Source organism: Pantoea sp. Cy-640, assembly GCF_011752635.1.
Classification (GTDB): Bacteria; Pseudomonadota; Gammaproteobacteria; order Enterobacterales; family Enterobacteriaceae; genus Pantoea; species Pantoea dispersa.
In genome coordinates this window covers 24,070-48,461 of record NZ_VWXB01000004.1, presented here as the reverse complement: position 1 = coordinate 48,461, position 24,392 = coordinate 24,070, and the positions used below count along the sequence as shown (strand labels likewise).

General features: G+C 57.0%; 23 protein-coding genes. 5 read left to right on the top strand and 18 right to left on the bottom strand.

From position 1 onward, the window contains the following. The first annotated feature begins 7 nt into the window (after positions 1-7). Both uvrA and F3J36_RS11750 read left to right on the top strand, forming a co-directional pair. Complete coding sequence (gene uvrA / locus F3J36_RS11755; RefSeq protein WP_166719758.1) at positions 8-2,836, top strand: excinuclease ABC subunit UvrA; 2,829 nt, start codon at positions 8-10, stop codon at positions 2,834-2,836. 276 nt (positions 2,837-3,112) lie between these two features. Next, a complete protein-coding gene (locus F3J36_RS11750; RefSeq protein WP_058757558.1) occupies positions 3,113-4,177 on the top strand; it encodes an NAD(P)-dependent alcohol dehydrogenase in 1,065 nt (354 codons plus the stop codon). Here F3J36_RS11750 and F3J36_RS11745 read toward each other — a convergent pair whose 3' ends face one another. The 7 genes from F3J36_RS11745 to dnaB form a co-directional block, all read right to left on the bottom strand. Then, positions 4,178-4,534, bottom strand: a complete 357-nt coding sequence (locus tag F3J36_RS11745) for an MmcQ/YjbR family DNA-binding protein (protein ID WP_021507845.1) — start codon at positions 4,532-4,534, stop codon at positions 4,178-4,180. Between the two features lie 3 nt (positions 4,535-4,537). Next, positions 4,538-4,954 (bottom strand): secondary thiamine-phosphate synthase enzyme YjbQ, encoded by a 417-nt coding sequence (locus tag F3J36_RS11740; protein WP_021507846.1) that lies wholly within the window; start codon positions 4,952-4,954, stop codon positions 4,538-4,540. A gap of 106 nt (positions 4,955-5,060) precedes the next feature. Beyond that, the gene (locus F3J36_RS11735; RefSeq protein ID WP_371742020.1) at positions 5,061-6,548 is read right to left on the bottom strand and encodes a catalase; all 1,488 of its coding nucleotides are present in this window, start codon (positions 6,546-6,548) and stop codon (positions 5,061-5,063) included. Positions 6,549-6,864: 316 nt separating this feature from the next. Beyond that, on the bottom strand, positions 6,865-8,058 hold the full coding sequence (locus F3J36_RS11730) for an amino acid aminotransferase (protein ID WP_031279758.1): 1,194 nt from the start codon (positions 8,056-8,058) through the stop codon (positions 6,865-6,867). A gap of 45 nt (positions 8,059-8,103) precedes the next feature. Further along, the gene (locus F3J36_RS11725; protein ID WP_021507849.1) at positions 8,104-8,718 is read right to left on the bottom strand and encodes a YitT family protein; all 615 of its coding nucleotides are present in this window, start codon (positions 8,716-8,718) and stop codon (positions 8,104-8,106) included. 228 nt (positions 8,719-8,946) lie between these two features. Next, positions 8,947-9,438, bottom strand: a complete 492-nt coding sequence (locus F3J36_RS11720; RefSeq protein WP_058757562.1) for an Lrp/AsnC family transcriptional regulator — start codon at positions 9,436-9,438, stop codon at positions 8,947-8,949. A gap of 128 nt (positions 9,439-9,566) precedes the next feature. Then, the gene (dnaB, locus tag F3J36_RS11715) at positions 9,567-10,973 is read right to left on the bottom strand and encodes a replicative DNA helicase (RefSeq protein WP_021507851.1); all 1,407 of its coding nucleotides are present in this window, start codon (positions 10,971-10,973) and stop codon (positions 9,567-9,569) included. 73 nt (positions 10,974-11,046) lie between these two features. Here dnaB and F3J36_RS11710 point away from each other — a divergent pair, with 73 nt between their 5' ends. Then, positions 11,047-12,030 (top strand): quinone oxidoreductase, encoded by a 984-nt coding sequence (locus F3J36_RS11710; RefSeq protein WP_166719756.1) that lies wholly within the window; start codon positions 11,047-11,049, stop codon positions 12,028-12,030. Positions 12,031-12,221: 191 nt separating this feature from the next. On the opposite strand, the gene pspG is transcribed toward F3J36_RS11710, so the two are convergent. From pspG to traF, 3 genes are all read right to left on the bottom strand, one after another. Continuing rightward, positions 12,222-12,488, bottom strand: a complete 267-nt coding sequence (gene pspG / locus F3J36_RS11705; protein WP_058770016.1) for an envelope stress response protein PspG — start codon at positions 12,486-12,488, stop codon at positions 12,222-12,224. A gap of 209 nt (positions 12,489-12,697) precedes the next feature. Next, the gene (dusA, locus tag F3J36_RS11700; RefSeq protein WP_088515723.1) at positions 12,698-13,693 is read right to left on the bottom strand and encodes a tRNA dihydrouridine(20/20a) synthase DusA; all 996 of its coding nucleotides are present in this window, start codon (positions 13,691-13,693) and stop codon (positions 12,698-12,700) included. A gap of 90 nt (positions 13,694-13,783) precedes the next feature. Beyond that, complete coding sequence (gene traF, locus F3J36_RS11695) at positions 13,784-15,031, bottom strand: conjugal transfer protein TraF (RefSeq protein WP_088515724.1); 1,248 nt, start codon at positions 15,029-15,031, stop codon at positions 13,784-13,786. Between the two features lie 448 nt (positions 15,032-15,479). Here traF and zur point away from each other — a divergent pair, with 448 nt between their 5' ends. Beyond that, positions 15,480-16,001 (top strand): zinc uptake transcriptional repressor Zur, encoded by a 522-nt coding sequence (zur, locus tag F3J36_RS11690; RefSeq protein WP_088515725.1) that lies wholly within the window; start codon positions 15,480-15,482, stop codon positions 15,999-16,001. A 70-nt stretch (positions 16,002-16,071) separates the two neighbouring features. Here zur and F3J36_RS11685 read toward each other — a convergent pair whose 3' ends face one another. The 4 genes from F3J36_RS11685 to F3J36_RS11670 form a co-directional block, all read right to left on the bottom strand. After that, positions 16,072-16,284, bottom strand: coding sequence for a CsbD family protein (locus F3J36_RS11685; RefSeq protein WP_021507857.1), 213 nt, complete (start codon positions 16,282-16,284; stop codon positions 16,072-16,074). Positions 16,285-16,443: 159 nt separating this feature from the next. Continuing rightward, positions 16,444-17,769: an MATE family efflux transporter DinF gene (dinF, locus tag F3J36_RS11680; protein ID WP_166719755.1), complete on the bottom strand. Its 1,326-nt coding sequence runs from the start codon at positions 17,767-17,769 to the stop codon at positions 16,444-16,446. Between the two features lie 128 nt (positions 17,770-17,897). After that, positions 17,898-18,512 carry a transcriptional repressor LexA gene (lexA, locus tag F3J36_RS11675; RefSeq protein WP_031279762.1) on the bottom strand — a complete coding sequence of 205 codons (615 nt, stop codon included), beginning with the start codon at positions 18,510-18,512 and terminating at the stop codon, positions 17,898-17,900. Between the two features lie 105 nt (positions 18,513-18,617). Continuing rightward, positions 18,618-18,986, bottom strand: a complete 369-nt coding sequence (locus tag F3J36_RS11670; protein ID WP_166719754.1) for a diacylglycerol kinase — start codon at positions 18,984-18,986, stop codon at positions 18,618-18,620. 125 nt (positions 18,987-19,111) lie between these two features. Here F3J36_RS11670 and plsB point away from each other — a divergent pair, with 125 nt between their 5' ends. Further along, positions 19,112-21,535 carry a glycerol-3-phosphate 1-O-acyltransferase PlsB gene (plsB, locus tag F3J36_RS11665; protein ID WP_031279763.1) on the top strand — a complete coding sequence of 808 codons (2,424 nt, stop codon included), beginning with the start codon at positions 19,112-19,114 and terminating at the stop codon, positions 21,533-21,535. Positions 21,536-21,669: 134 nt separating this feature from the next. On the opposite strand, the gene ubiA is transcribed toward plsB, so the two are convergent. The 4 genes from ubiA to F3J36_RS11645 all read right to left on the bottom strand — a co-directional run bounded on the left by ubiA (position 21,670) and on the right by F3J36_RS11645 (position 24,351). Then, positions 21,670-22,536: a 4-hydroxybenzoate octaprenyltransferase gene (ubiA, locus tag F3J36_RS11660; protein ID WP_176428066.1), complete on the bottom strand. Its 867-nt coding sequence runs from the start codon at positions 22,534-22,536 to the stop codon at positions 21,670-21,672. 24 nt (positions 22,537-22,560) lie between these two features. After that, complete coding sequence (gene ubiC / locus F3J36_RS11655) at positions 22,561-23,079, bottom strand: chorismate lyase (RefSeq protein ID WP_010616617.1); 519 nt, start codon at positions 23,077-23,079, stop codon at positions 22,561-22,563. A gap of 92 nt (positions 23,080-23,171) precedes the next feature. After that, a complete protein-coding gene (psiE, locus tag F3J36_RS11650; RefSeq protein WP_010616618.1) occupies positions 23,172-23,582 on the bottom strand; it encodes a phosphate-starvation-inducible protein PsiE in 411 nt (136 codons plus the stop codon). 70 nt (positions 23,583-23,652) lie between these two features. Then, a complete protein-coding gene (locus tag F3J36_RS11645) occupies positions 23,653-24,351 on the bottom strand; it encodes a UTRA domain-containing protein (protein ID WP_021507862.1) in 699 nt (232 codons plus the stop codon). Positions 24,352-24,392 lie beyond the last annotated feature (41 nt).

Sequence of the window (24,392 nt, the reverse complement as noted above, 5' to 3'; positions counted from 1 at the left end):
AAGGTGAATGGATAAGATTGAAGTCCGCGGTGCTCGCACCCATAATTTGAAGAATATCAACCTGATCATCCCACGCGACAAGCTCATTGTAGTGACCGGTCTGTCGGGTTCCGGTAAGTCTTCGCTGGCATTTGATACGCTGTATGCCGAAGGCCAGCGCCGCTATGTTGAATCGCTTTCTGCCTATGCGCGCCAGTTTCTTTCCTTAATGGAGAAACCGGACGTAGACCACATCGAGGGACTGTCGCCTGCCATTTCCATTGAGCAGAAATCGACGTCGCACAACCCGCGCTCGACCGTCGGCACCATCACTGAAATTCATGACTACCTGCGTCTGCTGTTTGCCCGCGTGGGTGAGCCGCGCTGTCCGGATCATAACGTCACGCTGGCGGCACAAACCGTCAGCCAGATGGTCGATCAGGTCCTGGCGCAGGAAGAGGGTCGGCGCCTGATGCTGCTGGCACCGGTGGTAAAAGATCGCAAAGGCGAGCACACCAAAACGCTGGAAAATCTGGCGGCGCAGGGCTACATCCGCGCACGTATCGATGGCGAAGTGTGCGATCTGTCGGATCCACCCAAGCTGGAGCTGCAGAAGAAACACACCATTGAGGTGGTGATCGATCGTTTCCTCGTGCGTGACGATCTGGCGACGCGTCTGGCCGAATCCTTTGAAACGACGCTGGAACTGAGTGGCGGCACGGCGATCGTCGCGGATATGGACGATCCCGATACCGAAGAGATGCTGTTCTCAGCTAACTTTGCCTGCCCGGTATGCGGTTACAGCATGCGTGAGCTGGAGCCGCGCCTGTTCTCGTTCAACAACCCGGCCGGTGCCTGCCCGACCTGTGACGGCCTCGGCGTCCAGCAATATTTCGATCCCGATCGCGTGGTTCAAAATCCGGAGCTGTCGCTGGCCGGTGGCGCCATTCGCGGCTGGGATCGCCGTAACTTCTACTATTTCCAGATGCTGCGCTCGCTGGCGGAACATCTGGATTTCGATGTCGAAGCGCCGTTCAATAGCCTGAGCGACAAAGCGCGCGAAGTGATTCTGTACGGCTCCGGCAAAGAGAACATTGAGTTCAAATATATCAACGATCGCGGCGATACCTCGGTGCGTCGTCATCCGTTCGAAGGCGTGCTGCATAACATGGAGCGCCGCTACAAAGAGACGGAATCCAACGCGGTGCGCGAAGAGCTGGCGAAGTTTATCAGCAACCGCGCCTGCGCCAGCTGCGAAGGGACGCGCCTGCGTCGTGAAGCGCGCCATGTGTTCGTGGAAGACACCAACCTGCCGACCATCTCGGATATGAGCATCGGCCACGCCATGGACTTCTTCCGCAATCTGAAGCTGAGCGGCCAGCGCGCCAAAATCGCCGAGAAAGTGCTGAAGGAAATTGGCGACCGCCTGAGCTTCCTGGTCAACGTCGGCCTGAATTATCTGTCGATGTCGCGTTCAGCGGAAACGCTGTCCGGCGGTGAAGCACAGCGTATTCGTCTGGCGAGCCAGATTGGTGCCGGTCTGGTTGGCGTCATGTACGTACTGGATGAACCGTCCATCGGTCTGCATCAGCGCGACAACGAGCGCCTGCTGTCGACGCTGATTCACCTGCGCGATCTCGGTAATACCGTGATCGTGGTTGAGCATGATGAAGACGCGATTCGCGCCGCTGACCATATTATTGATATCGGTCCGGGCGCTGGCGTGCACGGCGGCCAGGTGGTAGCCGAGGGCGATGTGCATGCCATCATGGCGCACGAAGATTCTCTCACCGGTCAGTTCCTCAGCGGCAAGCGTGAAATCGCGGTGCCGGCAGAGCGGGTGAAAGGCGATCCGTCCAAAGTACTGAAACTGAGCGGCGCGCGCGGTAATAACCTCAAGGATGTCACGCTGACGGTTCCGGTTGGGCTGTTTACCTGTATCACCGGCGTGTCCGGTTCCGGCAAATCAACGCTGATTAACGATACGCTGTTCCCGATTGCGCAGCGCCAGTTGAATGGTGCCACCAGCGGTGAAGCTGCACCGTATCGTGAGATCGCCGGGCTGGAGCACTTCGATAAAGTGATCGACATCGATCAAAGCCCGATCGGCCGGACGCCGCGCTCAAACCCGGCCACCTACACCGGGATTTTTACCCCGGTGCGTGAACTGTTTGCCGGCGTGCCGGAAGCGCGTTCGCGCGGCTACAATCCGGGCCGCTTCAGCTTTAACGTGCGCGGCGGCCGCTGTGAAGCCTGTCAGGGCGACGGCGTGATTAAGGTCGAAATGCACTTCCTGCCGGACATTTATGTGCCGTGCGATCAGTGCAAAGGCAAACGCTATAACCGCGAAACGCTGGAGATTAAATACAAAGGCAAGAGCATTCACGAAGTGCTGGAGATGACCATCGAAGAGGCGCGTGAGTTCTTTGATGCGGTACCTGCGCTGGCGCGTAAGCTGCAGACGCTGATTGATGTCGGCCTGTCGTATATTCGTCTTGGCCAGTCGGCAACCACGCTGTCCGGCGGTGAAGCGCAGCGCGTTAAACTGGCGCGTGAACTGTCGAAGCGCGGTACCGGTCAGACGCTGTACATTCTCGATGAACCGACCACCGGCCTGCATTTTGCCGACATCCAGCAGCTGCTGGAAGTGCTGCATCAGCTGCGCGATCAGGGCAATACTATCGTGGTGATTGAGCATAACCTCGACGTGATCAAAACCGCTGACTGGATTGTCGATCTCGGTCCGGAAGGCGGCAGCGGCGGTGGTGAAATCCTGGTGGCCGGTACGCCGGAAACCGTTGCACAGTGCGAAAAATCGCATACTGCACGCTTCCTCAAGCCGATGCTGAAAAAGTAGGTTTAACGCGCCGCACCCGCTGTTGCGGCGCGTTTTTTCTGATCTCGCCACGGCTCACCGCTCCGGTTACTCGCCAGCCGGTGCCATTGTCTGAATGCCTTAGCAAATGCAGAAACAGGCAAGAAACAGACAACTTCAGGCATATACGCATCGCGTCCCGCTGACTATTCTTACTGCGTTCCTTTTTGGCGCCGCTGACGCGCCTTTGTCCTTCAGTGTCATCACTGAACGGACCCCTCGCAAAAAATACTCACGACACATCTGACTGGAGACACCATGAATATTACGCATGCCTATGCCGCACAGGACGCGAAAGCCAAACTCGCCCCGTTCGATTATAAGCCGCGCGAACTGCGCGCTCATGATGTGCAGATTGAAGTGTTGTACTGTGGCGTCTGCCACTCGGACCTGCACCAGGCGCGCAACGAATGGCGCAACACCGTATTCCCGGTGGTGCCAGGCCATGAAATTGTTGGTCGCGTCACCGCCGTTGGCGCGCACACGCACAAATATAAAGTGGGCGATTTAGTCGGCGTCGGCTGTATGGTCGACTCCTGCCGCAGCTGCCCAAGCTGTCAGGAAGGACTCGAGCAGTACTGTGAAAACGGCTTTGTTGGCACTTACAACGGCCAGGATCGTGAAACCGGCGCCATCACCTACGGCGGCTACTCCACCAGCATGGTGGTTGATGAAAGCTTTGTGCTGCGCGTACCGGAAAACCTCGATCTGGCGGGCGTTGCGCCGCTGCTGTGCGCCGGTATCACCACCTATTCTCCGCTGCGTCACTGGAATGTCGGTCCCGGCAAAAAAGTCGGTATCGTCGGTCTGGGCGGCCTCGGCCATATGGGCGTGAAGATCGCGCATGCGATGGGCGCGCACGTGGTGCTGTTCACCACGTCACCGTCAAAAATTGAAGACGGCAAACGCCTCGGCGCTGACGAAGTGGTGATTTCGAAAGAGGCTGACCAGATGGCGCAGCACGCCAACAGCTTCGACTTCATCTTAAATACCGTCGCCGCGCAGCACGATCTCAACCCGTTTATCGCCCTGCTGAAGCGCGACGGCAACATGACGCTGGTCGGCGCGCCGGAGCACGATCACCCGGCACCGCAGGTGTTTAACCTGATCCTCAAGCGTCGCAGCATTGCCGGTTCACTGATTGGCGGTATCGCCGAAACCCAGGAGATGCTGGATTTCTGCGGCAAGCACGGTATCACTTCGGATATCGAGCTGATCGCCATGAACCAAATCAACGACGCCTACGAGCGCATGCTGAAAAGCGACGTGAAGTATCGCTTCGTGATTGATATCAACACCCTGCGTGAAGAGTCTGCGGCTTAATCAGCGCGTCTCATCATCATGGCTGACGCCCGCCGCGCGCGTGGCGTCAGCCTGTTGCCACGATGCATCAACCAGATAGTAAATCTGCGAATCCTTCAGCGATCCATCCAGCCACAGCGTGCTCCAGTGCGACTTATTGAGATGTTCACTGGGAAACACATCGTGGTGTTCATCGCGCAACAACTCCGCCAGCGCGGGCGAGGTCTTCAGCGACAACGCCGGTCGCCCTTCAACGTCATGCACCATGGCAAACAGCACGCCATCGCTCTTCACCTGGGTTGCGTCCCACTCATCTTTATAACTTTGTGAAGCGCCCGGTTTGCTCATGCAGTAGGTCAGTAAATCCGACGTGTTCATGTTTTATTCCCCTTGTAAGGTGGCGACGATGCGCCGCGCGCCGCCGTGTACCCGATGTTCGCCCAGCCAGATCCCCTGCCAGGTGCCGAGCAGCAGTTTGCCGCGGCTGACCGGGATCAGCAGCGATACGCCAAGCAGTGACGATTTGATGTGCGCCGGCATATCGTCAGCGCCTTCATAGTCGTGCTGATAGGGCGCATCCTCTGGAACGTGCCGCAGAAAGTGCTGCTCCATGTCGCTGCGCACCGTAGGATCGCAATTTTCATTGAGCGTCAGCGACGCTGAGGTGTGCTGCAACAGCAGATGCAGCTGGCCGATGCGCAGGTCCGTTAAGCCATTAAGCTGGCCGACAATCTCGTCGGTGATCAGATGAAAGCCGCGCGCCTTCGCGCTCAGCGTGAGAGTTTGTTGCTGCCACATGCCACATTCCTGGGTTAAACCGTTTACTTAAGTGTGCAGCATGTCGGCGAAAGGTAAACCCTTCAGCGGGAAAAAGCGGCAGAGCGCTTGCTCTGCCGCCGGCGCATCAGTCGCTCAGCTTGTCAGCCAGCGCTTTTACCGTGGTGATATCGTCCTGCGTTACCGCCGCCAGACGCGTGCCGTACTCGCTATCGGCCTTATAAAAGAACGAGAGCATCGCCAGCCGGCTTTGCGCGTCGGCGCTTTTCAGCGCGCCACCGAGAGAGGTGATCAGATCGCCCCGCTCTTTCGCGTTAAAGGAACGATACAGTTCCCCTGCCTGGCGGAAATTCTGCGGTTTGGCGATTATCGCCTGCTGCGTACTGCCGCTAAGCGGCGTATGGCTGTAACGCGCGCTTTGCAGCTCTTCACGCGGATAGATGCGGCTTGGCTGGTAATTAACGCCCTTGTCATCGGCGTTACCGCTATCCATCAGGCCATCCTGATTGCCGTTGCTGACCGGTACACGCGGCGCGTTGACCGGCAGGCTGAGGCCGTTAGTGCCCACGCGGTACAGTTGGGTGTCAGCATAAGAGAACAGGCGGCCCTGCAGCAGGCGATCTTCAGACGGCTCAATGCCCGGCACCAGATTGGACGGCGCCATCGCCACCTGCTCGGTTTGCTGGAAGAAGTTGTCGACGTTGCGATTCAGCACCATCTGCCCGATTTTCACCTCTGGCACGTTCGGCCAGATTTTGGTGGAGTCGAGCGGATTGAAATCGAACTTATCCAGTTCGCTGGCTTTAATGGTCTGAATGTAGAGATCCCACTTCGGAAACGCTTTGCGGTTAATCGCCGCCACCAGATCTTCTGTCATGTGGCTGTAGCTGCGGCCCTGGATCGCTGCCGATTCAGTAGGATCGAGGTTGCGTTCGCCCTGCAGCGTTTTCCAGTGAAACTTCACGTAGTGCACTTCGCCTTTGCTGTTCACAAACTTGTAGGCGTGCACGCTGTTACCGTCCATTTCGCGATAGGTCGCCGGCGTGCCCATGTTGGAGAACAGCATGGTGAGCGCGTGCGTGGCTTCCGGTACGTGGGAGAAGAAATCGAAGGTGCGCGCATCGTTATCGAGGTTAGTGCGCGGATCCGGTTTAAACGCGTGCACCATATCAGGGAACTTGATCGCATCTCGGATGAAGAATACCGGCAGGTTGTTGCCAACCAGATCCCAGTTGCCCTGGCTGGTATAGAATTTGGTGGCAAAACCACGCGGGTCGCGCAGCGTTTCCGGCGAATGCTTGCTGTGCACCACGCTGGAGAAGCGCACAAAGACCGGCGTCACCGTTCCCGGTTTAAACACCTCAGCGATAGTCAGATCGCTGATATCTTTGCTGGCGCGAAATTCACCGTGCGCGCCGGTGCCACGTGCGTGCACCACACGTTCCGGAATACGTTCACGATCAAAGCGCTGCAGCTTTTGAATCAGCTGCACGTCCTGTAACAGCACCGGGCCATTAGCGCCGGCAGTTTGTGAATTCTGGTTATCGCCGACCGGCGCGCCGTTATCACGCGTCAGCTCAACGGCCGCAGCAGGCAGTGCGAGCGCCAGCGTCATGGCAATGCAGAGGGGTTTCAGTGCGGAAGGGAAATAGCTCATGGGCGGTTCCTTATTGTGATTGGCGAGCGCTCTGGCAGTGCGCCAAAGCGCGCCGGCAAAAAATAGCGCCCTCACTAACAGGAACACACAAGACCCGTCCCGATTACCCGGAGTTAAGGTGTTATACCCATGCGGAATGCGGCCGCCAGCCAGCATAGCCGGCAAAGAAGAGCGTGGAAAAGCGGGGTGCGGCAGAAGGTACAGCGGGAACAGACAATGCGTGGATGGCTGAACGAGTGCCTGCCAGCCGCGCGGCTGACAGGCATCGCGTCAATTACATTACAGCAGCAAACGCCTCAGCCACCTGATTGACGTTGCGGCTGTTAAGGCCGGCGACACACATGCGGCCGCTGGCGATCAGGTACACGCCGAACTCTTCGCGCAGGCGATCCACCTGCTGCGCGCTCAGGCCGGTGTAGCTGAACATGCCGCGCTGCTTCAGCAGATAATCAAAGTTTTTGCCGGGCAGTTTACTGTTCAGCACATTGACCAGCACCTGGCGCATTTCGATGATGCGCAGGCGCATCGCTTCCACTTCCGCCAGCCAGTTGTTGAGCAGCGCTTCGTCGTTCAGCACGCAGGAAACCACCTGAGCACCGAAGTTCGGCGGGCTGGAGTAGTTGCGACGTACGGTCGCTTTCAGCTGACCCAGCACGCGTGCCGACTCTTCTGCGCTGTCGCAGACAATCGACAGGCCGCCAACGCGCTCACCGTACAGCGAGAAGATTTTCGAGAAGGAGTTGCTCACCAGCGCCGGCAGGCCCGCCGCGGCAATCACGCGAATCGCGTAAGCGTCCTCTTCCATACCGGCACCAAAGCCCTGGTAGGCGATATCGAGGAACGGAATCAGCTCCTGCGCTTTCAGGACCTCAACGGTTTGATCCCACTGCGCGTTGGTCAGATCCGCACCGGTCGGGTTGTGGCAGCACGGATGCAGCAACACGATGGATTGCTTCGGCAGCGTTTTCAGTTTGGCGATGAAGGCATCGAACTTCACGCCGTTGGTGGCGTCGTCGTACCATGGGTAGGTGTTAACGTTAAAACCGGCACCGTTAAAGATCGCCACATGGTTTTCCCATGTCGGATCGCTGACCCATACGCTGGCGTCCGGGAAGTAACGCTTCAGGAAATCTGCGCCCACTTTCAGCGCGCCGGATCCGCCCAGCGTCTGGATGGAAGCAATGCGCCCCGCCTGCAGCATCGGGTGCTCTTTACCAAACAGCAGCGGCGCAATGGCGTTGCGGTACGGACCCAGCCCTTCCATTGGCAGATAGAGCGAAGCCTGATGTGGCTGCGCCTGCAAACGCTCTTCCGCGGCGGCCACCGCCTGCAGCTGAGGAATGATGCCGGCTTCGTTGTAATAGAGGCCGATGCTCAGATTCACCTTGTGGTCACGCGGGTCCTGTTTGAAGGTTTCCATCAGCGACAGAATCGGATCGCCAGCATAGGCATCAACGTTTTGAAACACGGTGCAGATCTCCATGATTATTCATAAATGTGTGGGTCGACGTCATCAAACAAAATAGCGGCCGGGACGGTGATTCATGGCGATGATGAGATTGAGCATCACCGCGCCGGCGATGGAGGCCAGCAGCATCGGCAGCGATACCACAAAAAGCGAGGCCAGTACCACACAGGTATCCAGCGCCATTTGCAGTTTGCCGGCGCGCAGACCAGAGCGATCCTGCAGCCAGAGCGCCAGAATATTGATACCACCGAGGCTGGCTTTGTGACGAAACAACACTATAAACCCAATCCCCATCACCACGTTACCGAACAATGTCGCATAAAACGGATTTAGCGCAGAAAAATGGATAAACAGCGGGTGCAGATGGGTGAACAGCGATACCAGCCCCACCGCACAGAAGGTTTTCAGGGTAAATTCCCAGCCCATGCGACGAATGGCCAGCCAGTAAAACGGCAGGTTAATCAGAAAGAAGGCGCTGCCGAACGAGAGCGGCGACAGGTAGCTGATGAGAAAAGCCACGCCCGCCGTACCGCCGGTCAGCGCGCCCGCCTGTTTCAGCAAAATGACGCCAAACGACACCATCAGCGTGCCAAGCACGATAGCCAGCGCATCTTCTGTACGGGTGTGGGGAATGCGGGAAGGTTGTACAGCGTTATCCATGGCGCGATCTCTTTGCAAATGATGGCGTTCATTTGCAAAAAACGCACCACATCGGCGGCTTCCTGTCGCCGCCGATGGGTGCCAGCGATTATCCAATTGATAACTAAGGCGCTTTATTGCAGGTTTATGTGCATCAATCTGCCGTAAAATAATCGATTCATGCACAAATTCGGTTTCTGGTGCGCGCTTTACGCGAAAAATGGCAGAAATCTGCACCACACTGGCACATCATGCACTCTTTTGGCGCACTTTGTGCTCGGGAATCATCATCAAACCGTTCTCTTTTAAACGGTTGAGTACCACCGAGGTTTTCACGTGCGCCACGCTTTGATGGCCAGCGACGAGCTGACTGATCAGCGCGCTCAGCGCCGCTAAATCGGCCACCGCGACTTTTAACAGATAGTCGGCGTCGCCGGTGGTTTTGAACGCGTCGACAATCGCCGCTTCCTGCTCCACCATGCGGTGAAAACTCTCTTCGTAATCGGGCGTGTGATTTTTTAGTCGCACCTCGATCAAGCCGACCATGCCCAGCCCTACCGCGTCCGGCGAGAGCCGCGCGTGATAGCCGAGAATAAGATTTGCCTGTTCGAGATTAATGCGCCGGCGTGAACATTGCGACGCCGAAAGTCCGACTAAATCACTGAGTTCCTGGTTGGTAAGGCGGCCGTTAGATTGTAGTAGTGTCAGTATCTTAAGGTCGTAATCGTCTACCTGAGTCATTCTGTGTCCACAGCGTTATAGGATTCGCTTTGCTACAGATAACCTGATAATTGACGAGGTTGTCCAACACTATTTTCTGATGACGTGAAATGCATGCACAAATCGTGCATGCAACTGCGGAAGCGCGATTATTCGTCGTCGTATTGCGGTCCGGCGTAGTTATCAAAGCGTGACCACTGGCCGTTGAACGTCAGACGTACGGTGCCGATCGGGCCGTTACGCTGTTTACCGATGATGATCTCGGCGATGCCTTTCAGATCGCTGTTTTCGTGATACACCTCGTCACGATAGATGAACATGATCAGGTCCGCATCCTGCTCGATCGACCCCGATTCACGCAGATCCGAGTTAACCGGACGCTTATCGGCGCGCTGCTCCAGCGAGCGGTTAAGCTGCGACAGCGCCACCACCGGTACATTGAGCTCTTTCGCCAGCGCTTTAAGCGAGCGTGAGATCTCGGCGATCTCCAGCGTACGGTTGTCGGAGAGCGCCGGTACGCGCATCAGCTGCAGGTAGTCGATCATGATCATGCTCAGGCCGCCGTTTTCACGGAACACGCGGCGCGCGCGTGAACGCACTTCGGTTGGCGTCAGACCGGACGAGTCATCGATGAACATGTTCTTCTTTTCTAACAGGATGCCCATGGTGGCCGAGATGCGCGCCCAGTCTTCATCCTCCAGCTGACCGGTACGGATACGCGTCTGATCAACGCGCGACAGCGAGGCCAGCATACGCATCATCAGCTGTTCGCTGGGCATCTCGAGACTGAAAATCAGCACCGGTTTGTCTGTCAGCATGGCGGCGTTTTCGCACAGGTTCATGGCGAAAGTGGTTTTACCCATCGACGGACGCGCCGCGACAATGATCAGATCTGAACCCTGCAGACCGGCGGTTTTCTTGTTGAGATCCTGATAGCCGGTATCGACGCCGGTCACGCCATCGTGCGGCGTTGACACCAGCGCTTCAATGCGCGATACCGTCGCTTCGAGGATCTGCTCGATATTTTGCGGGCCTTCATCCTTATTGGCGCGCTGTTCGGCAATTTTAAAGACGTTGGATTCAGCGAAATCCAGCAGCTCTTCGCTGCTGCGGCCCTGCGGATCGTAACCGGCATCAGCGATCTGGTTAGCCACCGAAATCATCTCACGCACCACCGCACGTTCACGCACGATGTCGGCATAAGCACCGAGGTTTGCCGCACTTGGGGTATTTTTTGCCAGCTCGGCCAGATAGGCAAAGCCGCCCGCCATCTCCAGCTCACCGCGCGTTTCCAGCGACTCTGACAGGGTGATCAGATCAATGGGCTGACCGGCTTCCAGCAGGCGCTGCATTTCAGAGAAAATCATGCGGTGCGAACGGTTGAAGAAGTCTTCCGCGACCACGCGCTCGGAGACGTTATCCCAGCGTTCGTTATCCAGCATCAACCCACCGAGCACCGACTGCTCCGCTTCGAGAGAGTGCGGCGGCATTTTCACGCCTTCGAGCTGCCGATCGCGGGGTTCGTTCGATTTGTTGGTGGGTTTATTTCCTGCCATAGTGAATGCATTACCGATCGTGAAAGGGACGCGCAAGTATACCGTCCCAGGATGAACAATCACAGGAGTCAGAATGGCAAAGCGAATTCAGTTCAACCAGCACGGCGGCCCGGAAGTATTGCAATGGGTCGATTTCACACCAGCCGATCCCGCCGACCATGAAGTTCAGGTGGAGAACAAGGCGATTGGTATTAACTACATCGATACCTACGTGCGCAGCGGATTGTATCTGGTCTCCTCGCTGCCATCCGGCCTCGGCACTGAAGCGGCAGGCATCGTGAAAAAAGTGGGCAGCGCGGTTTCGCGTTTCAAGCCGGGCGATCGCGTGGTGTATTGCCAGGCCGCGCTGGGTGCCTACAGCGAGCTGCACAATGTGGCAGAAGATCGGCTGGTGATTCTGCCGGACAGCATCAGCTTTGAGCAGGCTGCGGCCTCTTTCCTCAAGGGCCTGACGGTGCAGTATCTGCTGCGTCAGACGTACAAAGTAAAAGCCGATGAAATTTTCCTGTTTCATGCCGCCGCAGGCGGCGTGGGCCTGATTGCCTGTCAGTGGGCGAAAGCGCTGGGCGCGCATTTGATTGGCACCGTCGGGTCTGCGGAGAAAGCGCAGATCGCCAAAGATGCCGGCGCCTGGGCCACCATCAATTATCGCGAAGAGGATATCGCCCAGCGCGTCAGCGAACTGACCAACGGTGAAAAAGTGGCGGTAGTGTACGACTCAGTGGGCAAAGATACCTGGGAACCCTCCCTCGACAGCCTGCGCCGCCACGGCCTGATGGTGAGCTTTGGTAATGCCTCCGGCCCGGTAACCGGCGTTGACCTCGGCATTCTCAACAAGAAAGGCTCGCTGTTTGTCACCCGCCCTTCCCTGTTTGGCTATATCACCAACCGTGAAGAGCTCGATCGCGCCAGCGGGGAACTGTTTTCGCTTATCGCCAGCCGCGCTATTCAGCTTAACGTGCCGGAGCAGCAGAAATTTGCCCTGAGCGATGCGGTACGTGCGCATCAGGTGCTGGAGAGTCGTGCCACTCAGGGTTCCAGCCTGTTAATTCCCTGATAGCAGAAATGATGAAGGGCTTCCCGAAGGAAGCCCTTTTCTTTCTTTTTTATAGTTCGCGCTGGTGTAGGGACAGCGGCGATGAATTCGTCTGAATTTCTTTACCTATCCTGACAGAAAACATAAGTAAAAAATATGTTTAATTGCGAATTCGTACTAAGCAATCACCAACTCTGTGATCGTAACCGCATTTAGCGCCAGCTTCTCTTCTCTAAGTCGCTGATTTTCCTTTTCAGCCGGTTAAGTTTCACCTCTCCCTGCGGCGTGGTAAATGCGCGATACAGCCACACGGCGACCACCGCCAGCACCAGCCACGGCAACAATTTTATAACAAGCGCAAACAGCCCGCCGAGAAACATCACCACGGTGGCCACCAGCAGCGCGGCGATCACGCCCAGCAGCGATACGCCAGTCAGTAGCAGCATCATAAAAAAGCCGATAACGAATAATATTTCCACGAGCGCTCTCCTGTATCAGTAATGCAGAAGGTATTACAAGATACGTGCCAGGTCGTAACGATCGCTAAGCCATTGAATTATCGCTTTGATGCAGGACAGAGGGGAAGTTGATTTGGTGAAATTGACTAACTGGTGGTGAATTAAAAACCGCACGATGAAACCGTGCGGTTTAAACCGTCCTGCCAGCCTGACCAGGCCGGCTCGCGGGATCAGGCTTCCTGCACGATGCGGTCGGCCACCAGCGCCAGCGCCGCTTCCAGCACGCGGACGTCGGCGCCCGGTTTGTGGGCATTTTCGCTCAGATGACGGCGCCACTGGCGCGCGCCGGGAATGCCCTGGAACAGGCCCAGCATGTGGCGCGTAATGTGTCCCAGATAAGTGCCCTGGGCCAGTTCGGCTTCGATGTAAGGGTACATGGAACGCACCACGGCGACCGGATCGGCCACCGGTGTCTCGCGGCCAAACAGCTGGCGATCAACCTGCGCCAGAATGCCGGGATTTTGATAGGCCTCGCGCCCCATCATCACGCCGTCCAGGTGCTGCAGATGCGCTTTGGCCTCTTCAAGCGTCTTAACGCCGCCGTTGATCGCTATGGTCAGCGCCGGGAAATCCCGCTTCAGCTGGTAAACACGCGGATAATCGAGCGGTGGAATTTCACGGTTCTCTTTCGGGCTGAGACCCGACAGCCACGCTTTACGCGCATGAATAATGAACGTATCACAACCGCCCTGCTGCGCCACGGTGCCGACAAAATCGCACAGGAAGGCGTAGCTATCCTGGTCGTCAATACCGATGCGGGTTTTCACCGTGACCGGAATGCTGACCACATCGCGCATCGCTTTGATACAGTCCGCGACCAGCGCCGCCTCACCCATCAGGCACGCGCCAAAACGGCCGTTCTGTACCCGATCGGACGGACAACCGACGTTCAGGTTGATCTCATCGTAGCCGCGCGCTTCTGCCAGCTTTGCACAGGTTGCCAGCGCGGCCGGATCGCTACCGCCCAGCTGCAGCGCCAGCGGATGCTCCGCCTCGCTATAGGCCAGATAGTCGCCTTTGCCGTGGATGATGGCGCCGGTGGTCACCATTTCGGTGTACAGCAGCGTGTCGCCGCTCAGCTGACGGTGAAAATAGCGACAGTGACGGTCGGTCCAGTCCAGCATCGGGGCGATGGAGAAACGTTGCGAAGAGAATGTATCGGTCATGAAACGCAGTAAATCCGCAGTTAAGTGATGAGAAACTGCGCAATGATATCACAGCTGTGACGGGCGACACAGCCGCCCGTCACCGTGTGGTCAGAAGTTAAACCCGAGCTGCACCATGGCGCCCCAGGTATTGTCTTTCCCGACCGAACCGGCCAGGTCCAGATGCACCGCGTTGTTGAACGGTGACACGCCGAGACCGGCCGTAAACACATCGGTGTCATTCGACTTCATATCCGCGCGATAGCCGGCACGCAGCGCCAGCCAGTCCAGCACGCGATATTCACCACCCACGCCAGCGTACTGACTGCTCTCCTGCGATTTAAAACGTTTGGTTTCCGTCAGATCAACATCGCCGGTCAGGGTAAAGGGTCCGCGATTCCACGCCAGTCCGGTAGTTACCAGTGGGCGAATCTGATACGTATCGCGATAGCCGTTAACCTCTTTGGTGTCGATATCGCGCGAGACCAGGTTCTGCCCGGTCACGCCGAACGTCCAGTTCTCCGCGAAGTCGGTAGCGATACCGGCATCGACGTTGAAACCGGTATCGGTGCTGCGATAGCGGCTATCGTTAATATCATTCTTGTCGTAGTTATAAACGCTGGCGGTGTAGTTATACAGCCAGGTTTTCTGCAGCTTTGGCGTGACGCCAACGGAGACCGGGTGACCGGCGATGGTGAACTCATGTGCCATTGCGACGCCGTAATCGGTGATCAGGGCAGCCAGGCCGTTGGCACTGGAGCGCAGATTATTTTGGTCGCCCGGCAAGGGAATGCGGCCATTTGCGACCTGATCCAGATAATCAATATCGCTCTGTACCACGTTAGCGCGGATGTGTGCCGTGCCGTAGGCTTTGGTGATGAAGGCGAAAGGAAGGGTCTCGTTGGGAATGCTGACGGCTAACGCCACGCCTGCGGTGCCATTCGCTTTATCACCGCGCAGATCGCGCAGCTGATTGGCCATATCACCTGCCGCGGCTCTGACCTGAGGCGCGCCATTGATGATCTCCGGCAGCGTGATGTTGTTGATCACGTCACGATAGCGGTCCACCGTATCAGTAATTTCGTCTACGCGATCCACTAATTTGTCTTTGTCAGTAATCTGCACACCGGCTGAAGGAAAAATGATGCTGACGTTATCTTCAGGCTGCGCTTTGGTCATCAATGCCGGGTTAGCCAGCACTGCCGAGCTCCAGGTTGAGGAAGCGACACCGGTTCCCCCCATGGCATCGTTACGCGCGTCGTACCAGGTGCCAGCAGCAAATGCTGATGTGGTAACAAATACCGCATTAAAACCAACAACATAAGCAATTTTCTTGCGTCTGAATAATGTCTTCACCATGAGTCTGCCATCACCTTTTAATTGTCGTGGACTGTCTCTACGACGGAATAGTTTATTAGCCCTATTCTGAACGCTGGCTAACGCTTTATTGCTGTGAATTGAAAGGAATTAGCATTGCTATTCGCAGAATTGGTCACGCCCGCACCATTCTGCTGTTATTTTATGCAGAAATATGAACGTCAGCTAAATTGATGCCAGAAATTACTTAAAACCTTTTGAACCATAGCCACTAAGTCAGTGAGTTGCAAAGCAAAAAGATGGGTTAACCTGTGAGAAAAAACTCAGGAAGGAAAAGCATGGCTTAACAGAAGGAGGGACCAGGGCGTAACGCGGCAGATAAGTGGCTGAAAGCCGGACATTTCCTGGATGATATAAGGTAAAAAAGCAATGGCAGCAGCGTAAAAGTTTGTGTGATAAAATAACATCACCCATCACCTGGAGAATGCTTATGCCAAACCTCACGCCCGAACAACTGCTCACGCAGGCTGAATCTCTGTGCCTTGACCGTGGCGTGCGCCTCACTACGCAGCGCGCAGAAGTGTTGCGCCTGATGGCGGAGCAGAACGGTTCCATTAGCGCTTACGATTTGCTGGACCAGCTGCGCATCAGTGAACCCCAGGCGAAACCACCGACTATTTATCGCGCGCTGGATTTCCTGCTGGAGCAGGGATTTATTCATCGGGTAGAGTCAAATAATAGTTATGTGGTGTGCCACCATTTCGACGAGCCGGCGCACACCTCGGTGATGCTGGTGTGCGACAACTGTGCCGCCGTCAGTGAGAAGCACGCGCACGGCGTGGAAAAGATCATTGCAGGGTTGGCCGATCAGGCAGGTTTTACCTTACGTCATAGCGTTATTGAGGCGCACGGCCTGTGTGAAAACTGTGCCGAAGTGGCAGCCTGCACGCAGCCGGGTAGCTGCCAGCACGATCATGAAGTGGAAAGTAAGAAGAAGGTGCGTAAAGGGTAACTGGCACGTCCGTGTGCCAGGCCGATCGTAACGATCAGCGGGTAGGAGCATCATCCTTAAAGCGGGAGACTTACCAGCGGTAATCTTTGTTTTGACTTTCCCAGTCTTTCAATTCACGTTCAGCTTCATCTTTGGCGTAACCGTAACGTTCCTGGATTTTACCCACCAGCTGATCGCGTTTCCCTTCGATCACGGTCAAATCGTCATCGGTTAACTTGCCCCATTTCTCTTTAAACTTCCCTTTAAACTGCTTCCAGTTTCCGCTCGCTTCGTCTTTGTTCATAACAATCCTCCACGTCTTCCTGAGTGAGATGGTGTATTTCTCATGTAATGCCGGAAATAACCATATAACGCGCTGCTTATCTGCGCCGTTTGAGATAATTATAGTAGCCGCTTCGGATTGTGCACGGAATTACAGATTATTCTGGTGCCTGCGCTGCGCTTATGGCTGACTGAACCAGCTGTCACGCTGCCAGTGGCGGCGCCACATCCATCCCAGCGTCAGGCCGCGCAGCGCCAGAAACACCGTGATCGCCAGCCATAAACCGTGATTCCCTAACCACGGCAGCGTTAGCAAAGTGATGCCAAAACCGGCTGCGGCCATGATCATGCTGTTACGCATTTCGCGACCACGCGTCGCGCCGATGAACATGCCGTCCAGCAGATAACACCAGACGCCGACCAGCGGTAAAATCACCTGCCACAGCAGAAAGCGATCGGCCATCTCACGCAGTGGCTGCAGCGAGGTAAGCAGCGCAACAATATGCGGGCCGCTAAGCGCATAAATAAGCGCAAACAGCATCGCAACGATACCCGCCTGGCGACAGGCGGCATGCCAGATCAGCAGCAGCCGGCTGCGATCTTTTGCCCCTACCGCTTCACCCGAGCAGGCTTCCACCGCGTAAGCAAAGCCGTCCAGCGCATAGGCAGTAAACGTCAGGAACATCAACAGCACCGCATTGACCGCAACCACATCCGGTCCGATGCGTGCACCCAGCAGGGTCAGCGAGGCGAAGCAGATCTGCAGCATGAGCGAGCGCAGCATGATGTCGCGATTAAGGCGAAATAACCGCGCCGCGTCACCGCGCCAGCTGTTTTTCAGCAGTTTGAAATCGATGCCGCGCAGTTTCAGTACGCGCGCCACCATCCATAATCCCACCGCCAGCGTCACGTATTCGGCCAGCGCCGTGGCGGCGGCGGCACCGGCAACGCCCCAGTGCAGTTTCAGCACCAGCAGCAGATCGAGCAGGATGTTAACCAGGTTTCCGACAATCAGCAGAACCATCGGCGCACGCGCATACTGCACGCCCAGCAGCCAGCCGAGAATCACCAGGTTAGCCAGCGTAGCCGGTGCGCTCAGCCAGCGGATTTCAATGAAGATCTGCGCCTGCTGCTGGACTTCCGCGCTGCCGCCCATCAGCGTTGCCGCCAGGCTACTGGCAGGAGAACGCAGCAGCGCCAGCAGCAACCCGGCGGCCAGAGCGATCAGCAGCGGCTGCATCAGTGCGCGCGCCAGTGCCTGTTTATCGCCGGCCCCGAACGCCTGTGCGGTTAAACCGGTGGTGCTCATACGCAGAAACAGCAGCAGCATAAAGATGAAGCTGGTTGCCGTGGTGCCTACCGCCACGCCGCCAAGGTAGATCGGGCTATCTAGATGGCCAATCACGGCGGTATCGACCACGCCGAGCAGCGGCACGGTGATATTGGAGAGGATCATTGGCAACGCCAGTCGCCACAGCGCTTTATCAGAAGAGGAAAATAGCTGCATCAGCCCCATCCCGAGGGTTACGGTAGTCGGCCTGAGCGAGCGCCTTACGGGCCGGGAACAAAAGTATGATTAGAGCAGACTGCGGCCAGCGCGCGAGCGCCGCCGCAGCGGGGGAGATCAACCGGGTTTCAGAGCCACTCGCCGTTGCGCACGATGCCTACGGCCAGCCCTTCCACGGTCAGCGACTGTTCACGGGTATCCACGACAATCGGCTGGAAATCATTGTTTTCCGGCAGCAGCTGGACAATCGCGCCCTGCTTCTTCCAGCGTTTCACCGTGACTTCATCATCGATACGCGCAACCACCACCTGGCCATTGCGCACTTCCTGCGTTTTATGCACCGCGAGCAGATCGCCGTCCATAATGCCGATATCTTTCATTGACATACCGCTGACGCGCAGCAGGAAATCGGCAGAGGGTTTGAACAGGTTGGCGTCGACCTGATAGTGGGCTTCGATATGTTCCTGCGCCAGCAGCGGTTCACCGGCGGCGACGCGACCGATCAGTGGCAGCCCTTCACTCGCCTCTTCTTCCATCAGCAGGCGGATACCGCGCGATGCACCGGAGACGATTTCAATGACACCTTTACGCGCCAGCGCTTTCAGGTGCTCTTCAGCAGCGTTAGGCGAGCGGAAGCCCAGTTGCGAAGCAATTTCAGCACGCGTTGGCGGCATGCCGGTCTGATTAATATGGTCGCGAATCAGGTCATAGACCTGTTGCTGCCTGCTGGTTAACGCTTTCATCCCGCCCCCTGGTTGTTTATACAGTCGCTGTGAGTATATACAGGTATTGGCGAAATGAAAACCGAAACAGAGGGAAAAATCAGCGGCTTGATGAATGTGGAATGTTTATCGCAAATGCGACCAAAGCAGCGCGATCCAGACAAACAGAGCCAGTAAGATAGCCAGCAGTACCGCCGCCGAGCCCATGTCTTTGGCGCGTCCCGCCAGCGGATGGCGCTCCTGACCAATACGGTCCACCACGGCTTCGATGGCACTATTAAGGATCTCAACAATGACCACCAGCACCACCGAGCCAATCAGCAACACACGCGTGATGACATCGACATCCAGCCAGCAGGCAATGGCAACCGCGACCAGTGCGGCAATCGCCTCCTGGCGAAAAGCGGCTTCATGCTGCCAGGCGGCGCGCAGCCCCTGCCAGGAATAACCGGCGGCTTTAATGATTCTCAGGAAACCGGTGACGTTATTTGCCATGTTGTGGAACCCTTAACTGTTTTTGACGTCAATGTCTGGGCGCGCGGGGTGGCACAGCCACAGATCTTCGCCGCACTTTCTGGTATGCTTGCCGCGCTTTGCTAACAAGAGGCTTCAAGTTGTCTATGTCAGGTTGGCGTAAACTCTATTACAAATTGTTGAATTTACCACTCTCTATTTTGGTAAAAAGTAAGGTCATTCCGACCGATCCGATCTCGGAACACGGTATCGATCCGACCCGTCCGGTGATGTATGTTTTGCCTTATGATTCAAAGGCGGACCTGCTCACGCTACGCGCACAGTGCCTGAAGCACGATCTGCCGGATCCGCTGGCGCCGCTGGAGATTGACGGCACCCTGCTGCCGCGCCACGTATTTATTCACGATGGGCCGCGCGTCTTCCCCTATTTCGTGGCGAACCCGGAGTCGGTCAAGCTGTTCCATGACTACCTCGATCTGCACCGCAACAATGCGGCGCTGGACGTACAGATGCTGCCGGTTTCCGTGATGTTTGGCCGTGCGCCAGGCCGTGAAATTCAGGGCGAACCGACGCCACATCTGCGTATTCTTAACGGTATACAGAAGTTCTTTGCCATCCTGTGGCACGGTCGCGACAGCTTTGTCCGCTTCTCGCCCACGGTTTCGCTGCGTCAGATGGCCACCGAACACGGTACCGATCAGTCGATCGCGCAGAAGCTGGCACGTGTCGCACGCATTCATTTTGCCCGCCAGCGGCTGGCAGCCGTCGGCCCGCGTCTGCCGGCACGCCAGGATCTGTTCAACAAGCTGCTGCAATCCAAAGCGATTGAGAAAGCGGTTGAAGACGAAGCGCGCAGCAAGAAGATTTCGCATGAAAAAGCGCAGCAGAATGCCATCGAAATGATGGAAGAAGTGGCGGCGGATTTCTCGTACGAAGCGATCCGCGTGACTGACCGTGTGATGGGCTGGCTGTGGAGTCGGCTCTATCAGGGCATTAACGTGCACGGCGGCGAACGCGTGCGCCAGCTGGCGCAGGATGGTCACGAAATTGTTTACGTGCCCTGCCACCGCAGCCACATGGATTATCTGCTGCTGTCCTACGTGCTCTATCATCAGGGCCTGGTGCCGCCGCACATTGCTGCCGGTATCAATCTCAACTTCTGGCCAGCCGGACCGATTTTCCGTCGCCTCGGAGCCTTCTTTATTCGTCGTACCTTTAAAGGCAACAAGCTCTACTCCACGGTGTTCCGCGAGTATCTGGGCGAGCTGTTCAGCCGTGGCTATTCGGTTGAGTATTTTGTTGAAGGCGGGCGCTCGCGTACTGGCCGTCTGCTCGACCCGAAAACCGGCACGCTGTCGATGACGTTACAGGCGCTGCTGCGCGGCGGCAGCCGTCCTATCACCTTTGTGCCGATCTACATCGGTTATGAGCACGTGATGGAAGTCGGCACTTATGCCAAAGAGCTGCGCGGTGCCGCGAAAGAGAAAGAGGGCTTCATGCAGATGGTGCGCGGCCTGCGCAAGCTGCGTAACCTCGGCCAGGGCTATGTGAACTTCGGTGAGCCGCTGTCGCTGGTTAACTATCTCAACAAGCAGGTTCCGGAGTGGCGCGACGCGATTGACCCTATCGATCCTCAGCGTCCGGCGTGGATGACGCCGGTGGTGAACGATATCGCGGCACGTCTGATGGTTCGCATCAACGAAGCCGGCGCGGCCAACGCCATGAACCTGTGCGTGACCGCGCTGCTGGCATCGCGCCAGCGTTCGCTGACGCGTGAACAGCTGACGGAACAGCTGGAGTGCTACACCCAGCTGCTGCGCAATGTGCCGTACTCACCCGAGTCGACCGTGCCGGATCTCAGCGCTGAAGCGCTGCTCGATCACGCCATGGGCATGAACAAGTTCGAGACCGAGCAGGACAGTATTGGCGAGATCATTATTCTGCCGCGCGAGCAGGCGGTGCTGATGACCTACTATCGCAACAACATCCACCATATGCTGGTGATGCCGTCGCTGATTGCCGCTATCGTGCAGCAGCATCGGGAGATCAGCGAGGCGGAACTGCTGCGTCAGGTCAGCCTGGTCTATCCGATGCTGAAGAGCGAACTGTTCCTGCGCTGGGACAGTGCCGAACTGCCGGCCCTGCTGAATGCGCTCTGCGCCGAAATGGCGCGGCAGGGGCTGATCACCGTACAGGAAGGCCAGCTGAAAATGAGTGCGGCACGTTATCGTACGCTGCAGCTGCTGGCGGCCGGGATTCGTGAAACGCTGCAGCGTTTCGCCATTACCTTCGCCATTCTCAGCGCCAAGCCGACCATTAACCGTGGCACGCTGGAGAAAGAGAGCCGCACGCTGGCTCAGCGTCTGTCAGTGCTGCACGGTATCAATGCGCCGGAGTTCTTCGACAAGGCAGTCTTTACCGCGCTGGTGCTGTCGCTGCGTGATGAAGGCTATATCAGTGATTCCGGTGATGCGGATGCTGAACGTACCAATATGATGTGGCAGATGCTGGCCGAACTGGTCACCAGCGATGTCCGTCTGACCATTGAGAGTGCCGTGGCGCACGACTAATGGGCGACTGAAAACCACGGCGCATCTGTCACACGCCAGATTGCGCCGCGGTTTCATTTTCAGAATTCAGGCGCGAAAAGAACGCGCTTCCCACTGCGGCGACCGGCACGCCGCCGGGGTTAATCACCCCACCATCAGAACAGCGCAACAAACGGCTGGGTATTAAGCAGCACGCCAATAAACAGCACCAGGCCAACGTAGTTGTTGTTGAGGAATGCCTGGAAGCACAGCTCACGTTCACGCCCGGCAATCAGTTTCTGCTGATGCACAAACAGCCCGCCCGCCAGCAGCAGCGACCAGTAAAACGCACCGTTCAGATGCAGTAAAATGCCCACCAGCGCCATCAGGCCCAGCGCGGCCAGCTGTAACAGCCCGATAATCAGCTTGTCGTAACGCCCAAACAGAATCGCCGTCGATTTCACGCCAATCTTCAGATCGTCGTCGCGGTCAACCATGGCGTACTGGGTGTCATAAGCCACCGTCCAGCAAATATTGGCGAGAAACACCAGCCAGCAGACAAAGGGTAAGGACTCACTAACCGCCGCCCAGCCCATCGGAATCGCCCAGCCAAAAGCTGCGCCCAGCACAACCTGCGGCAGATGGGTATAGCGCTTCATAAAGGGATAAACCCACGCCAGCGCCAGCCCGCCAAATGACAGCAGAATGGTCATGCGGTTCATAGTCAGCACCAGCAGGAACGCCAGCAGACCGAGGCCGGCGAACAGCAGCTTCGCCTCTTTCTCCGTTACCGCGCCGCTGGCTAACGGTCGCGCGGCGGTGCGTTTCACGTGGCCGTCGACGTTACGGTCGGCATAATCGTTGATCACGCAGCCCGCCGCACGCATCACAAACACGCCGAGGACGAACACCACCAGCACCGACAGCGGCGGAATCGCCATGCCGGATAGCCACAGCGCCCACAGTGTCGGCCACAGCAGCAGCAGCGTGCCAATCGGTTTATCAATACGCATCAGGCGACTATAGGCCTGCCATTTGCTCATGGTTAAAGTCTTTTGCACGGGGCGTTATCCTTGCTTCAGCGCGCGGTACAGCGGCGACGCCGGTAAAAACAGTTCAGTTAACAGCAGCGGTTTGCCGGACAGGCGCAGCCGCGAGCGGCGTCCCCACAGGTCATCAATCTGGCCCGGATCGATAAAATCGCGGCTCAGCGTCGAGGAGGAAAACAGGTAGCGTCCCAGCGGTCGCGTGCCGAGATTTTGCAGCATCTGTTCCGGGCCGTTCAGCGTGCTCTCCGGCACCACGGTTCGGCCAATCAGCCAGGGTTCATTGTCACCGCACAGCACGATTTCACGCAGCCAGAAGCGCGTGTCGGCAGGCAGAAACGCCGCTTCCTGCGGCATCTCATCGGCGGTAATGAACGCTTCCCGCAGCAGTTGTACGGTAACCTGCTGGCAGTGCTGCTCAAAGCGGCGCGTCATTGAGTCTTCTTCCAGCAGCCAGTCAAGCAGCGGCGGTGAAAGTAACGGGGAAGAGGCTGGCAGCCAGTGCAGTGCGCGTAACTGGCGCAGCGCGTCATGCGACATCAGGACATCTCCGGTAAAAAAGTTGCCCTAGTGTAGCGCACCGCGCTCAGCGTGACACATCTGCTTGTGCCACGCTGGCGTCGCGGGAGGAATTACTCGCGTTTCAGGCGGTTACTGTTGGCCAGCCACAGCGTCACCACCAGAATCAAAATGGCCGCCGAGTAGCACAACGTATCGAAAGGATTTTTATGGTCGACAATGATCAGACGAATAATCGCCGTGATCCCGATATAGACGAAGTAGCGCAGCGGAAAGTGATAGCCGGACTGAAAGTACTTCACAATCAGCGCGATAAACTCGAAATAGAGAAAGTAGATCACAATGCCTTCGATCAGCAGATACGAGGACGCCTGCTCACCGGTGCTGAACAGCACATTCGCCAGGTGAATGGTCTCTTTACCAAGAAACACCACCAGAATAACGGCCAGAATCACCAGGCCAATGTTCAGTACCCACTGTAATACCGAAGCAATAAGCTGCCCCGCCGCTGGTTTTGTTGTCATTATTTTGCGCCTCAGATGACGAGATTCTTCTGGCGCTATCATGCTGTAATGTGATCTAAATCACAATACATCACACCTCAACATCAACGCACAGCGCGTCATAACGCCAGTACTCGCAGTCGCAGTCAATCACCCGCTTATGCTGGTCACGGTTGATACGCGTAATCAGCAGGCCGGGCGTACCGCTCGCTACGTTCAGTGCGGGCGCCGCCCGCGCCGGAAGCGGACCGGGCACAATGGTAAACCGTGCGCCGCCGTAGTGAATGCCGTAGCGCTGGTCATACAGATCGGTCAGCGAGCGGGTGAGATCTTCACGCAGCAGACCGGGAAAGAAGGCCGGATTGAGGTAATGCTCGACGTACAGCACCGCGCGGCCATCAATGCGGCGCAGGCGGCGAATGCGGTACACCTGATCGCCTTCCAGCAGTTGCAGATGACGCGCAATTGCCAGCTGCGCCGGCACCTCGCGCGCCTCCATCACCTCAGTGCTGGCAATGCGCCCCTGCTGCAGCGCCATGGCGTGAAAGTGGCTGTGATGTGCCGGGTTATAGATGAGGCGCGGCGGCGCAATAAACCAGCCGCGCCGCAGTTCGCGGTAGATGACGCCCTGCGCTTCCAGCAGGCCAAGCGCTTCACGCAGCGTGATGCGCGTGGTCGAATACTGTTCGCTTAACGCGCGCTCGGCCGGCAATCGTCTGGTGACAAACTCTCCGTTTTCAATCCGTTCGCATAGTGCGGCGGCGATCACATCTGCGGTTTTCGACGACATTTTTTTCAGCCTCATTTTGGGGCAAATCTGCACTATGACAG